Origin of the sequence: Streptomyces sp. NPDC048696 (genome assembly GCF_043198895.1) — a bacterium.
In the GTDB taxonomy this organism is placed as follows: Bacteria; Actinomycetota; Actinomycetes; order Streptomycetales; family Streptomycetaceae; genus Streptomyces.
Genome location: NZ_JBICVJ010000009.1, coordinates 279,254 through 293,509 on the forward strand (window position 1 = coordinate 279,254; position 14,256 = coordinate 293,509).

Here is a 14,256-nt window from a genome sequence, read left to right on the forward strand (position 1 = left end):
AAGGCACGTCATGAACGAGCGAGTTGTGGTCATCGGCGGCACGTCCGGCATCGGCCTGGCCACCGCCCGGCGCCAGCTCATCGAGGGCCGGGACGTGGTCGTCACCGGCCGCTCCCCCGAGCGGCTGCAGGCCGCGCTGGCCGAGCTGAGCGCCGTGGAGGGCGCGGTGGGCACGGCGACGGGCGAGGTCGTGGACGCCCGGGACGAGGCGGCCACCCTGCGGTTCTTCACCGACCTGGGCCGGGCCGACCATGTGGTCGTGGCCGCCACGGGGTCGACCGCGGCGGGACCGTTCCGGTCGGTGACGACGGAGGCCTTGCGCCTGGCGTCCGAGGGAAAGCTGATAGCGCACACCCTCACGGCCCGGGCCGCCCTTGAGGTCCTCTCCCCCGGCGGGTCCCTCACCTTCCTGACCGCCGCGTCGGCGGGCGCCGCGATGCCCGGCACGGCGGGCCTCGCCGCGGTCAACGCCTCGGTGGCGGCGATGGTTCCCGTCCTCGCGGTCGAGCTGGGCCCGGTCCGGGTCAACGCGGTCTCGCCCGGCATCGTGGACACGCCGTGGTGGGACTGGATGGACGCGGACGCCAAGGCCGAAACCTTCGCCTCGTACGCCAAGTCCACCCCGGCCGGCCGCTGCGGCGCCCCCGAGGACATCGCGGACGCCATCGCGTTCCTCATAGGCAACAGCTTCACCACGGGTGTGGTCCTCACCGTGGACGGCGGCGCGCGGCTCTCGTCCGGCGCGTAGTACGCGAGGGGGCGGGTGAGGCCGAGCGCGGATCAGGCGGCGTCAGCCAGGGTGCCGGCACCACCGGCCACCACAGTCGCGCTCGGCTCGGCCAACGCCCCGGGGACGACCGCGTTCTGACCGAACTTGGCTCGGGCCCGGTCGGCCACTGCCTCGATACGGCGTACACGGTCGTCCGTCGGGTCGAACGTCAGCTGCCGCGAGGCTCGTCGGGCGGGCATCAGCCCCTCGGCCCGCAGGGAGATGCCCCGGACGCGGGCGCGCTGGAGGCCGAGCGAGTCGTGGATCGCGTACGCCAGCGCGGTGAGCACGGGCGAGTGGGCCGTGGGTTCGCGCAGGGTGCGGCCGCGCGTGGTGGTGGACCGGTCGGCGTACCTCACGGTCAGGGTCAGGGAGCGGCACACCTGCCCGTCCCGCCGCATCCGGACGCCCAGTTCCTCGGCGAGGGAGAGCAGCGCACGGCGTCGGCGCTCGGGGTCCACCTCGTCGCGGGGGAAGGAGCGTTCGGCACCGAGGGCGGGGGCGCCTCCCGGTGACAGCCAGGGGTGCGCGGCGGTGCTGGGCACGACGGTCGTACGGTCGATGCCCAGGGCTCGCTCGTGGAGCTCGCGCCCGGCGCGCGCGCCGACGATCCGCTGCAGGGTGGCGAGCGGCGCGGCGGCGACCTTGCCGACCGAGTCGAGCCCGTACGAGCAGAGGGTACGGGCGGTCGCGGGGCCGACCCCGTCCAGCGCGACGACGGGCTTCTCCGCGAGGAACTCCGTCACCTCGTCCGGGGACAGCACCAGGGTCGTGCCCGGCCGGGCGGCCCGGGCGGCCATCCTGGCCAGCATGGGGTTGGGTCCGGCGCCGATGGTGCAGCCCACTCCGCAGTGCGCGAGCGCCCTGACCCGCAGGACGGAGGCGAGCTGGGCCGCGTTCCACCCGAAGTACCGCTCGGCGCCCCGCACATCGACGAGCGCGGAGTCCGGCGGGAGGGCCTGAACGGCGGGAGTGAGGCCGCCGAGCAGCCCGAACAGCGCGGGAAGCACGGCCTCGACCCCGGTGCCGCCCGCACGCATGGCGGCGGCGCGGGGCCCCGTACGCCTGACAGCCCCGCCAGCCCTGCCAGCCCCGGCAGTCGCGGTCCCGTCAGCGCCGTCGGTCCGCCCAGTGGACCCACTATCACCAGGAGGCATATGGAATCGCACGCAGAGGATCATCCCGCGCTCCCCGGGCTCTGATGCCACAACTTCCTTCCGGTGGCGGATCGTTCGCCGGCGGGCTGGAGGTCGGCCCAAGGGTTCAGTCGGTACCCCGTGGACAACTCGATACGACGACCGTCGTCGCCCCGATCGGTCCGGCCCCCTTCCTTGTTGTCCTCCCGGTCGCCACTCCCCTCGTCGGACGACGCCTTGGACGACGCCTCGGACGGGGTCGACAAACGGGCGGAGACCGCGTCCAGGCCGCCCTCGCGGCGCAGTTCGACCAGTTCGGCCAGGTTCCAGGCCGCGGCGCCCACCACGCTGAGGCTGCGCGGGCCGCGCCGCTGCACCACCCCTCGTACCAGCAGGAGCCAGGAATGGAAGACAGTGTGAGCACAGGCGGCGTGGCTGTCGCCGAAGAAGGCGAGGTCGACCAGGCCGGTGCCGTCGTCGAGCGTGGTGAAGATGACCCGCTGGCCGGACCGGACCGGCGGGGTCTGGGTGGCCGCCTTGGCGCCCGCGACCAGGACGGTCTCACCGTGCCTGGCGTCCCGCAGCCGCTTGGCCGAGACCACGCCGAGCTCCTTCAGGAACGTCTCGTGATCCACCATCAGATGGCGGGAGGTGTCCATGCCGAGGACGCCGAGCTCGGCGCTGAGCCGTTCCGCGTCGTCGAGGTCGGGCAGCCCGGCGCGGGCCGTCCGCCGCCCGTCGGCCAGCGGGAGCTGGCCGCCGCCGGACCCGACCGCCCGCTGGGCGCGGTGGAGTTCGGCCAGGTGCAGCAGCAGGTCGCGCCGGTTGGCGCCGAACGCGTCGAGGGCACCGACCTGGGCGAGCCGTTCGGCGACGGGACGGCTCGGCCTGGCCCGCTGCCAGAAGTCGAGCAACGAGGCGTAAGGCTGCCCCTGTTGGACGCGGGCCGCCTCGGCCTCGCTGATTCCCTGGACGTCCGCGAGGGCGAGCCGGAGTCCCCAGACCCGACTATTGGACACCAGTTCGATTTGATGGGCGACCGCGGACCGGTTCACATCCACCGGCAGGATGGGCACCCCGCGTCGCCGCGCGTCCGCCAGGAGCAGCCGCTTGGGGTACATCCCGGGGTCGTGGGTGAGCAGCCCGGCGTAGAAGGCGGCCGGGTGATGGGCCTTGAGCCAGGCGGACTGGTAGGTCGGCACGGCGAAGGCGACGGCGTGCGCCTTGCAGAAGCCATAGGAGCCGAACGCCTTGATGATCTCCCAGGTGCGGTCGACGACTTCGGGCGAGTACGTGCGCGACGCACGCTCGGCGAACCAGACACGGGCCTTCTCCTGCGACTCGGGGTCGGAGAGCCCGCGCCGCAGCCGGTCGGCCTCGCCCCGGCCGCAGCCGGTCATGAGGTTCACCATCTCGATGATCTGCTCGTGGAAGACGACCACTCCGTAGGTCTCGCCCAGGACGTCCGCCAGGTGTTCGTGCGGGTAGCGCACCGGGGCGCGGCCGTGCCGCGCCTCGATGAACGGCCGGACCATGTCGGCGGCGACCGGGCCGGGGCGGAACAGCGAGATGTCCACGACCAGGTCGTGGAAGGTCGAGGGCTGCAGCCGTCCGATCAGATCGCGCTGGCCCGGCGACTCGATCTGGAAGCAGCCGAGCGTCTCGGTGGACCTGATGAGCCGGTAGGTCGGCAGATCTCCCTGCGGCACCTGGCGCGGGTCGTCGAGGTCGAGGCGGCGGCCGGTGGTGCGGCCGATCTCGGCGACCGCGTGCGCCATCGCCGACTGCATCCGCACCCCGAGGACATCGAGTTTGAGCAGCCCGAGGTCCTCCACATCCTCCTTGTCGAACTGGGACATGGGAAACCCCTCGCCGCTGGTCGGCACCACGGGGGTGCGGCGCAGCAGCGAGGCGTCCGAGAGCAGCACCCCGCAGGGGTGCATGGCGATCCCGCGCGGCAGCGCGTCCAGCGCCTCGACCAGCTCCCACAGCCGCCCGTGCCGTCCCTGTTCCGCCGCGATCTCGCGCAGCTCGGGCAGTTCGGCCATCGCGGCGCGGGCGTCGCGGGCCCGGATGTGCGGGAAGGACTTGGCGATCCGGTCGATCTCGGCCGGGTCCATGGACAGGGCGGCGCCGACGTCCCGTACGGCGTGGCGGACCCGGTAGGTCTCGGGCATGGAGACGGTGGCGACCCGGTCGGCGCCGAAGCGGTCGATGATCGCGCGGTAGACGTCGAGGCGGCGGGCGGACTCGACGTCGATGTCGATGTCGGGCAGCACGAAGCGCCGGGTGGACAGGAAGCGCTCCATCAGCAGGCCGTGCTCGACGGGGTCCGCGTGGGCGATGCCGAGGAGGTGGTTGACGAGCGAGCCCGCGCTGGAGCCGCGCGCGGCCACCCGGATGCCCATCTTCCGTATGTCGTCGACGACTTGGGCGACGGTGAGGAAGTACGAGGCGAAGCCGTGGTAGGCGATGATGTCCAGCTCGTGGTGCATCCGCTCCCAGTACGCACGGTCGTGGCCGTGGCCGCGCAGCACCATGCCGGCGGCGGCCTTGGAGGCCAGGACCCGCTGCGGGGTGCGGCCCGCAGCGCCGACGAGGTACGGCTCCGGGAAGTAGCTGTACTTCTCGATGCCCAGTTCCTCCGCGGGGTCGACCAGGCACACGGCGGCGGTCTCCTCGGTCGTGGCGAGCAGCCGGTGGGCGGCGTCCCGGCGGAGCCCGGCGGCCTCGGCGACCAGTTCGGCGGTGCGCGCCATGGCGGCCGGGTCCTTGAGCCAGCGCTCACCGCTGTCCAGCCCCTTGCCCGGGTCGACGGGGAGGAGCCGGCGGGCCGCGTCCAGGACGTCGGCGACCGGACCGAGTCCGGCGTCCGCGTACCGTACGGCGTTGGTCAGCACGGCCGGGACACCCTGTTCGGCGGCGAAGCCGAGCGTGCGGGCGGCCAGGCGCAGCGAGCCGGGCCCGGTGCCCTGGAGGCCGTGGTGGACGGCTTCCAGCCGCAGGGCGTCGCCGTAGATCTCCCGCCAGGGCGCGAGGAGCCGCGCGGCCAGGTCCGGGCGGCCCCCGGCGAGCGCCCGGCCGACCTCGGAGTCGGGTCCGAGCAGCACGGTGAGCCCGTCGGCGGGCAGCGCGGGCCAGGAAAGCACGGGCCGGTCGGCGGTCGCGTGGGCGGCGGTGATCAGACGGCAGAGCCCGGCCCAGCCGGTGGCGCCGTCCCGGGCGAGGAAGGTGGCGCGCGGCGCCGACTCGTCGACGAAGGCGCCACCCCGGACCGGGGTCCGCTGCCGCTGGGCGCGGGGGGCCTGCCGGAGGCCTTCGAGGGGGTGTTCCGGGACGGCGAGGTCGGCCCCGAAGAGCGGGCGCACCCCCGCCTTCGCGCATGCCTTGGCGAAGCGCACGGCACCGGCGAGGGTGTCCCGGTCGGTGAGAGCGAGTGCGTCCATCCCCCGTTCGGCGGCGCGTTCGGCCAACCGTTCCGGGTGGGAAGCCCCGTACCGCAGGGAGTACCCCGAAACGGTGCGCAGATGCGTGAAACCGGGCATCCGCACCTCCTGGACCAGTCGTTCTCACGTTCCCCCTCCTTCACCATAAACCATTTTTCGAACATGCGTACGACATCCGTTCGAGCTACTTGTTCGAACAGCGGAGACGGGCCGGGCGGCTGTCAGCCATTCGGCCCACCCCTGACTGCGCGGGCCCCGCCCGCCCCGGAGCGTGAGGGCATGACCTTCCTCGACGAGGTGAAGAACGCCGTCACCGTGCGGGCCGCACTGCTGGTCATCGGGGTGCTCGGGCTGATGGTCGCGTTCATCGCGTCCTACGCCGGGGCCTTCCACAGCCCCAAGCCGAAGGACGTCCCGCTCGGGGTGGTCGCGCCCCCGCAGATCAGCGCCCAGGCGGTGCAGCGGCTGAACGCGGTGCCAGGCGGCGCGCTGGACGCCCGCGCGGTCGCCGACCGGGCCGCGGCCGTCAAGAAGCTGCGCGAGCGCGATCTCGACGCCGCGCTGATCGTCGACCCGGCCTCCACCACCGACACCCTGCTCGTCGCGAGCGGCGGCGGGGCGTCCCTCTCAGGAGCCGTCGAGCTGGTCATGACGACGATCGAGAAGGCCGAGCAGCGCACCGTGAGGGTGGTGGACGTCGCCCCGGCGGACCCGAAGGACACCCGTGGCCTGTCGTCGTTCTACCTGGTCGTCGGCTGGTGCGTGGGCGGCTACCTGTGTGCCGCGATCCTGGCGATCAGCCATGGCGCACGGCCCGCCAACGTCCAGCGGGCAGTGATCCGCCTCGCCGCGCTCGCGGTGTACGCGATCGCGGCCGGGCTGCTCGGCGCGCTGATCATCGGGCCGGTGCTCGGCGCGCTCCCCGGCAGCTACCTCGGCCTCGCGGGGCTCGGCGCGCTGATCGTGTTCGCCGTCGGCGCCACGACCCTGGCCTTCCAGGGGCTCGCCGGGATCGTCGGCATCGGGCTCGCGATCCTGGTCATCGTGGTCCTCGGCAATCCGAGCGCGGGCGGCGCCTATCCGTATCCGCTGCTCCCGCCGTTCTGGAAGGCGATCGGGCCCGCGCTGCCGCCGGGCGCCGGCACCTGGGTGGCGCGCTCCATCGCGTACTTCAGGGGCAACGCGGTCACCGGGCCGCTCCTGGTGCTCTCCGCCTGGGCGGTGGGCGGCGCGCTGGTCACGATGGTCATGGCCGTACTGCGCCAGCGGGGCGAGCATCCCGAGGACGAGGCACTGGAGGTCGGGGCGAGGGCATAAGGAGCGCAAGAGCCCTTCTGCCGTACGGCAATTGGCACTCCACGGCCGGGTTCACAGACCCTCCGGCCCTGGCCGGGCTCACAGACCACCGGACCCTGAGCCGGGCTCACAGACCTCCGAGCCCTGAGTCAGGGAGTCAGGCTCACGGAACCTCCGACCCCTCGGCGGAGGAAGGCGTCTCGTCTATGGCGTCTATGGAAGGTGTCTCGCCGCCCGGCGGGCCCTCCAGCTCCGCCTCCGTTCCCTCCCCGGCCTCGAACAGGCTCGAATGGGCCTGCGCCGCCGGGGGTTCGGGAGTGGGCTGCGGGCCCTGCGGGGCCGCCCGCTCCAGGAACCTGAGCAGTTCCACCGGGAACGGCAGGACCAGCGTCGAGTTCTTCTCGGCCGCGACCGCCACCACCGTCTGGAGCAGCCGCAGTTGGAGCGCGGCGGGCTGCTGCGACATCACGCCGGCCGCCTCGGCCAGCTTCTTCGACGCCTGGAGCTCCGCGTCCGCGTTGATGACCCGGGCACGGCGCTCCCGGTCGGCCTCGGCCTGACGGGCCATCGAGCGCTTCATCGTCTCCGGCAGCGAGACGTCCTTGATCTCCACCCGGTCGATCTGCACGCCCCAGCCCATGGCCGGGCTGTCGATCATCAGCTCCAGGCCCTGGTTGAGCTTCTCGCGGTTGGAGAGCAGATCGTCGAGGTCGCTCTTGCCGATGATCGAGCGCAGTGAGGTCTGGGCCATCTGGGAGACCGCGAAGCGGTAGTCCTCCACCTGGATGACCGCGTCGGCCGGGTCGACCACCTTGAAGTAGATCACCGCGTCCACCCGGACCGTGACGTTGTCCCGCGTGATGCCGTCCTGCGCCGGGACCGGCATCGTCACAATCTGCATGTTCACCTTGTGGAGCCGGTCGGCGAAGGGAAGGATCAACGTGAACCCGGGGCCGCGCACCCCGTCCCTGAGCTTTCCCAGCCGGAAGACCACACCGCGTTCGTACTGTTTGACGACCCGGGCCGCCGCCAGTACGTACACGAGCCCGGCGGATCCGGCAGCCACTGCCGCCGCCACCAATGCCTCGACCATCACGGCCCCCAAGGGTCCGAATCGGACGTGTACTTCGACGGTAACTCCGCTTCCGCCCCGGGGGGAGTCCCGGTCACACTCCACTGGATGGGTAAAGCACGGGCGGGAGGGGAATGCCGCAACAGTCAATGCCTGCATACGGCAATCGATACGGCCGGTGGGACGAGGGGCCAGCCGGCGGCCGGTATCGCGATCCACGACCGGAGGGGGCACGAGTGCGCGGTCGGGTGCGCGCGGCCGACGGGCGGCATCTGATGGTGGAGCGCTTCGGGGACCCGCGGGGCAGGCCGGTGTTCCTGCTGCACGGCACCCCCGGCAGCCGTCTCGGCCCCGCGCCGCGCGGCATGGTGCTCTACCAGCGCCGGATGCAGCTGATCGCCTACGACCGGCCCGGCTACGGCGGATCCGACCGGCTGGCGGGCCGCAGCGTCGCCGATGTCGTCCAGGACGTGCGAACGATCGCGGACAGTTACGGGCTGGAGCGCTTCGCGGTCGTCGGGCGCTCCGGCGGCGCCCCGCACGCGCTGGCCTGCGCCGCCCTGCTGCCCGAGCGGGTCACCCGGACCGCCGCCCTGGTCACCCTGGCGCCCCGGGACGCGCCCGGGCTCGACTGGTTCGACGGGATGACCGCGTACAACGTCGAGGAGTACACCGCGGCGAGCGTCGACCCCGAGGAGTTCGCCGCCCGGCTCATCCCCCGCTCCGACGAGATCCGCAGAAACCCGATCCAGCTCCTGGACGAGCTGCGCCGCGATCTCACCCACGCCGACCGGATGGTGGTCAAGGACGCGGGTGTGCGCTCCATGCTGCTGCGCAACTACCAGGAGGCGCTGCGGACTTCGGCGTACGGGTGGATCGACGACGCGCTCGCCCTGAGCAGCCCCTGGGGGTTCGACCCCGCCGACATCACCGGTCAGGTGCTGCTCTGGCACGGCGTGAAGGACGTGTTCTCGCCCGTCGGCCACTCGCGCTGGCTCGCCGAGCGGATCCCGGGCGCGACGGCCGTACTGGAACCGGCCGCCGCCCACTTCGACGCCCTGCACGCGCTGCCCGACATCCTCACCTGGCTGATCGAGGAGGACTGACCGCGAGGACCGGCCGCCGGACGGCGGGAACCGGTGCGATCACTCCGGTCGCACCGGCCGTCCCGCCACTCCGGTGGCCGCCCCCTCACCCGGCGGGCGCGGCCACCGGGCTCACACCGCCAGCGGCTCCAGGTCCCGCTGTACTCTGCGCTCGTCCCGGGCGATCCGTACGAACGCGTGCTCGTCGCCGAGGAGCCGCTGGAGCTCGTCCACGGTCTCCGCCCGCAGCTGGGTGGCCTCCTCCTTGCGGCCGAGCCCGTCCAGCGTCACCGACAGGTTGGAGGCGCAGGCCAGCGTCTCGGGGTGATGCGCGCCCAGCACCTCCCGAAGCCGCGCGACCGCGTTGCGCTCGATCTCCAGCGCGGCCTCCAGATCGCCCATGTCGGCCTTCACATTGGCGAGGTTGACCGTGGCGAACAACGCGTGCGGGTGGTTCTCGCCGAGTATGTCGCGCATGGTCCGTATGGTGTTCTCCAGCATCGACTCGGCGGCGTCCAGCGCCCCGCAGCCCCACTGGTAGATGCCCAGGTTGTTCACGGCCGCGAGGGTGTACGGGTGCCGCTCCCCCGGCACCTTTATGTACTGGTCGACGACCTCCTGCGCGGTCTCCCGCGCCGCCGCCGGGTCCCCGGCCGCGAACAGGTCGGCGGCCATGTTGAGGTCGCAGGCCAGCCAGTCCGGGTTGGCGGAGGTGTACTTGGCGCGGTAGCGGTTGCGGGTGGCCGTGGTCAGCCGCCGCGCGTCTTCGAGCCGGCCCGCCCGGCGCAGCGACACCGCGAGGCTCTTGGCCGCGGCGAGGGTGCCCGGGAAGGCCCGGCCCAGCTGCTCCTTGTACAGGTCGTAGGTGCGGCTGAGCAGCGCCACCGAGTCCTCGTACCGGCCGACCTCGCGCAGGTCGCGCGCCAGGTTCATGGCCGAGGACAGGGTGTACGGGTGCTCCGGGCCGAGCACTTCGGTGCGCCGGTCGTAGACGTCCTGGTCGAGCTCGCGGGCCCGGGCGTACTGGCCGAGCATGCGCATGTTCAGGGCGAGGTTGTTGGCGGCGGCGAGCGTACGGGGGTGCGACTCGTCGAAGATCTGCCGGAACCCCTCGTGCGCCTCGGTCGCCAGCTCCATCGCCTTGCTGTACTGGCCGACCGCGCCGAGGTCCATCGCGAGGGCGCTGGTGGTCATGTACGTGTGCGGATGCGAGGCGCCCAGCACCTCCGTCTGGCGGGCCAGGGTCTCCTCGTCGAGCTCCATCGCCTCCACGTAACGGCCGCGCGAGCGAAGGATGTTGGAGAGGTGGAAGCGCAGATACAGATACTGGAGGTCGTTGGGCCCCAGCTTCTCGCGCCACTCCTCGCGCAGGTCCTCGGCGAGGTTGGCGGCCGCGTTGAAGTCACCGCGCTTCCAGAGGTAGCGCACCCGGTCGATGAGGAGCCGACGGGTCTCCGGGTCGTCGCAGAGCCGGGCTCCGGACGGGGTGAGGTGCGGCCAGATGGTGCTGAACTGCGGCCAGGTCTCCGGGTTGTCGATCGGCTCGTCGGCGTCCGGCCGGGCGCCCGCGAGGATGCGGTGGACGGCGTGCCGCGCGTCCATCTGCTCCTGGTCGCTCAACTGCGCCCGGATCACGGCCTGCACGAGCCGGTGCACCTGGATGGAGGAGCCGACCTGGTCGACCTTGGCGAGGGCGAACCGGCCGATCTCCCGGATGACCCGGCCGAGCACCAGCTTCTCCTGGAGCGTGGCGTCGTACGGCTTGAGCGCGTCGATCATCTCCTTGCTGTAGAGGAGATTGGCCGAAATCGGCTCCGGCGCGAAGAAGGCGCACAGCTGGAGCAGCCGGACGGCCGCCGGTGAGCGCTGCTTCAGCCGTTCGATGGAGACGTTCCAGGTGGCGGCGACCGGCTCCGGGTATCCGGCGGGCTGGTTGAGCGCGAGGACGCTGGGCGCCTGCTGGGCCAGCTGCTCCAGATAGGCGGCGACCGGTGTCGCGGTCTCGGCGATCCACGCCGCCGCCTGCTCGACGGCGAGCGGCAGGTCGCCGACCGCCATCGCGACCTGGTCGGCGTCGTCCGCGGAGAGCCCGGGGGCGCGCCGCTGAAGGTGCTCGACCGACTCCTCGCGCAGGAACACGTCGACCGGCAGCGCGTCGCCGTACTGCGACCAGGTCTGGTTCCTGGAGGTGACCAGGACGTGGCCCGGGCCGCCCGGCGGGAAGAACCGCTTGATCTGCTCGGGGTCGTCCGCGTTGTCGAAGACCAGCAGCCAGCGCGAGGTGGGCACCCCGCGCCGCAGCCGGTCGATGGCCTCGCGGGAGGCGGCGTTCATGTCGTCGCCGCCCTGCACGCCCAGGCGTCCGCCGAGTTCGGCGAGTCCGGCCACCACGTCGTCCTGCTGCTCGGCGGACATCCACCAGACCAGGTCGTAGTCGGCCATGAACCGATGGACGTATTCGAGCGCCACCTGGGTCTTGCCGACGCCGCCGAGTCCGTACAGCGTCTGCGGCTGCGGCAGGACGACGGCGAGGCCGCCGCCGAGCTGGTCGCGCATCCGCTCCAGGACCAGCGAGCGGCCGGTGAAGCCCGGGTTGCGCGGCGGCGCGTTCCAGATCTTCGGCACGGTGCCGGGGAACCGGGGACCGGGCGCCACCCCGTCGCTGATCTGCACCGGCCGCTCCAGGGCGCGCAGCAGCGCGGTGGTCGCGTGCACCTCGTCGAGGCGGAACAGGTCCACCGGGTTGCGGTCGATGTAGGGGGCGGTGAGGCGGACGTCGCCGACCCTCAGCGGCAGCAGCTGGCGGCGCGCGCCCGAGGGGTCCTCGGCGGCGGCCCTGGACCATATCTCCACGGCCCGGGCCGACTTGAGGTAGGCGCTGGAGAGCAGCACCACGGTACGGGCCGCGCCCTCGGCAGCGACCGCCTCCCCGTCGGCGCTGCTGGGCTCGGCCGACACGTCGCGCGGCACGACCCGGAATCCGGCCCTGGTCAGGACGGACTCGATCCAGTCGGCCCACATCCGGTTCTCGGCCACGTAGCTGAGGAACAGATCGGCCGGTAGGGCGGGCCTGCGGCGGGTGAAGGCGTCCCGGATCCGCAGCCGGATCTCCTCGTTGACGGTCGGCATCGAGGTGATCCGGCCCTCGGTGACGACGGAGGCGAGGCGTTCGAAGGCGGAGAGCAGCGAGTTGGAGAGCCCGGCCTCGTCGCCGAAGGTCGCCAGCGTCTCCTCGTAGGCGTAGTACGGCTTGTACGGGATCTCCACCGCGCCCCAGTAGGAGGTGAGTTCCTCGCCCGACAGCCCGGCCGGGAAGCGGTCGAACTTGAGCCGGGCGAGCCCCCGGCCGGCGTCCGCCTTCTCCTTCTCGCCCTCGTCGATGCGCATCGGCACCGGCAGGATGCGGATGTTCTGTCCGCTGTAGCGCTCGTCGATCTGGCGGGCCACGGAGGCCGCGCCGTCGATGGACTGGTCGCTGAGGGTGAAGCAGTCCACCAGGATGTCGGGCAGGTGGACGGTGCAGATGTCGGCGATGTCGCTGAGGCCGGTGCGGCTGTCGATCAGGACGTAGTCGTAGTTCTCCTTCATGTCGTCGCGCAGCGCGTCGAAGAAGTGGCCGCCGCCGAGCCGGTCGTAGAAGTTGTCCCAGTCGAAGGTGGAGACGGTCGCCGAGTACTCGCGGTTCTGCCGTCCGGCGGAGACGAAGTCGAGAGTGCCGCCGTCGGGGAACTGCCAGCCCAGCGCCTCCGGGGTGAGCGAGACGGCGTGCGGCTGGATGCGCGCGTAGTCCCGGTGCCACTCGTCGGAGCGGGGCACGGGGCTGGTCGCGGCCCAGGCGTACTCGGTGATCAGGTCGATGACCCCGGTGGTGGCGCCGAGCGTCGAGGGGTCCAGGAACGGGTGGAAGAAGCGGTGCAGACCCGGGGCCTCCAGGTCCCAGTCCACCGCGAGGACCCGCTTGCCGTTGGCGGCGAGGATCCAGGCCGTGTTGGCCAGGGCCATGGTGCGGCCCGTACCACCCTTGTACGAGTAGAACGTGACGATGCGTCCGTCACGACTGGCTGTCATCCGTCTCCTCCGCATCGGGCGCGTGATCGAGCCTGTCGGGGATGTACTGCGTGATGCCGAAATCGGTGCCCATCGGCCCGACCAGGCGCGGCCGTTCGGTGTGCCCGCCCCCCGCCGGCGGATAAACCGTCGCGTGTCTCAGATACTGCTGTGCGGCTGCCTCCACGACCTGGGGCAGGATCTGCCCGAAGGCCTCCATGCTGGGCACGCCCTTGGCGGCGGCCCGGCAGGCGGCCCGTCCCTGGCGCATCTTGGACGGCATGGTCGACTCCAGACGCTCCGACAACTCCCCCTCCGAGGCTCTGCTCTGCTGGTCGTCCCGGTTCCAGGGGACGACCACACTCACCCAGGGCCGGTGTTCCGCGTCGAAGGCCGCGAGCCGGGCCCGGCGGTCCGGGTCCTCCAGCGCCCAGCGGTCCACCAGCAGGACCTCGGGCCGCGACGGCGGCTGTTTGCCGTCGAGGTGCAGCACCTCCTCGTCGAACGAAGAGACCGTGGTCTGGTAGTTGAGCGAGCGCACCATGTCCTCGGCGACGAGCGCCAACGGCCGGGCGGATATGGGGTGGTAGGGGTTCCAGTCCAGCGGACTGTCCCCGTAGTACGCGTCGTCGCGGCCCTCGGGCAGCTCATGGCGGGTGGGTGCGGCGACGGTGACGTGCATGGGGCGGGGGCCTTCACCGGTGGCCGCGCCGAAGGCGCTGGGGGCCAGCCGGTAGTCGACGTGCCGGCCGGGGCGCACGGCGGTGGCGTCGGCGACGCTCACTATCCGCTTGGCCAGTTCGTAGACCGCCCGCTCGTACTCCTCGGCGAAGATCCTGAGCTTGATCAGCCCGTAGAGCCCGTCGGTGACATAGCGGTCGCCGAAGGCCCGGTGGTTGAACTGCAACCGCTCGGCGGGGCCGGGTAACTGTTCGGGCGGGACCGGTACCCACAGCGCCGGCACGATCGCCTCGGCCGGGCGGTTGGTGTACGCCTGGTGCTGGATGGTGCGCTGCTCGAACGCGTACCACTCGCGGCCGCACATCTCGCTCGCGAAGTAGCGCGGCGAGAACAGCGGCACGAACACCCGGCAGGAGGCGAGGACTTCACCCAGGCGCTCCGACCAGCCCTCGCCCGAGCGTATCTCCCGGTCCATGAAGCCGGCGGGCGCACCGGCGGGCAGGTCGGTCATGGCCATCACATGGCCGCAGAGATCACGGAAGAGCCGCTCCACCCACATGTCGGGGTCCGGGCCGCCCGCCCCGTACCTCGGCGTGTGCGCGTAACTCAGAAAGAAGTAGGGCCGATGTTGGTCGGCCGGACGCGGCTGCGCTGATGCGTGCACACGACCCCCGTCCTGCAGTATTGAAGAACATCATTCCGGAGCGAGCTGCGCTCCATCCCC

Annotated in this window: 8 protein-coding genes; 3 read left to right on the forward strand and 5 right to left on the reverse strand. The window is 72.1% G+C overall.

Features of this window, described 5'->3' with window-relative positions; genetic code table 11:
- The first annotated feature begins 10 nt into the window (after positions 1–10).
- A complete protein-coding gene (locus ACGFRG_RS21260) occupies positions 11–748 on the forward strand; it encodes an SDR family oxidoreductase (RefSeq protein ID WP_393265981.1) in 738 nt (245 codons plus the stop codon).
- Between the two features lie 32 nt (positions 749–780).
- Here the strand turns inward: ACGFRG_RS21260 and ACGFRG_RS21265 are convergent, their stop codons facing one another.
- Together ACGFRG_RS21265 and ACGFRG_RS21270 are read right to left on the reverse strand one after the other, a co-directional pair.
- Positions 781–1,809 carry a hypothetical protein gene (locus ACGFRG_RS21265; protein ID WP_361421378.1) on the reverse strand — a complete coding sequence of 343 codons (1,029 nt, stop codon included), beginning with the start codon at positions 1,807–1,809 and terminating at the stop codon, positions 781–783.
- A gap of 137 nt (positions 1,810–1,946) precedes the next feature.
- Positions 1,947–5,450: a DNA polymerase III subunit alpha gene (locus tag ACGFRG_RS21270; RefSeq protein WP_393265984.1), complete on the reverse strand. Its 3,504-nt coding sequence runs from the start codon at positions 5,448–5,450 to the stop codon at positions 1,947–1,949.
- A 180-nt stretch (positions 5,451–5,630) separates the two neighbouring features.
- On the opposite strand from ACGFRG_RS21270, the gene ACGFRG_RS21275 reads away from it, so the two are divergent.
- On the forward strand, positions 5,631–6,668 hold the full coding sequence (locus tag ACGFRG_RS21275; RefSeq protein ID WP_393265987.1) for a DUF3533 domain-containing protein: 1,038 nt from the start codon (positions 5,631–5,633) through the stop codon (positions 6,666–6,668).
- 142 nt (positions 6,669–6,810) lie between these two features.
- Here the strand turns inward: ACGFRG_RS21275 and ACGFRG_RS21280 are convergent, their stop codons facing one another.
- On the reverse strand, positions 6,811–7,740 hold the full coding sequence (locus tag ACGFRG_RS21280; RefSeq protein WP_361421386.1) for a slipin family protein: 930 nt from the start codon (positions 7,738–7,740) through the stop codon (positions 6,811–6,813).
- Positions 7,741–7,955: 215 nt separating this feature from the next.
- Here ACGFRG_RS21280 and ACGFRG_RS21285 point away from each other — a divergent pair, with 215 nt between their 5' ends.
- On the forward strand, positions 7,956–8,825 hold the full coding sequence (locus ACGFRG_RS21285) for an alpha/beta hydrolase (RefSeq protein ID WP_361421389.1): 870 nt from the start codon (positions 7,956–7,958) through the stop codon (positions 8,823–8,825).
- Positions 8,826–8,936: 111 nt separating this feature from the next.
- Here ACGFRG_RS21285 and fxsT read toward each other — a convergent pair whose 3' ends face one another.
- Both fxsT and fsxC read right to left on the reverse strand, forming a co-directional pair.
- A complete protein-coding gene (fxsT, locus tag ACGFRG_RS21290) occupies positions 8,937–12,872 on the reverse strand; it encodes an FxSxx-COOH system tetratricopeptide repeat protein (protein WP_361421392.1) in 3,936 nt (1,311 codons plus the stop codon).
- On the reverse strand, positions 12,856–14,196 hold the full coding sequence (gene fsxC, locus ACGFRG_RS21295; RefSeq protein WP_361421395.1) for an FxsC protein: 1,341 nt from the start codon (positions 14,194–14,196) through the stop codon (positions 12,856–12,858). Before fsxC ends, fxsT begins: the two co-directional genes overlap by 17 nt.
- Positions 14,197–14,256 lie beyond the last annotated feature (60 nt).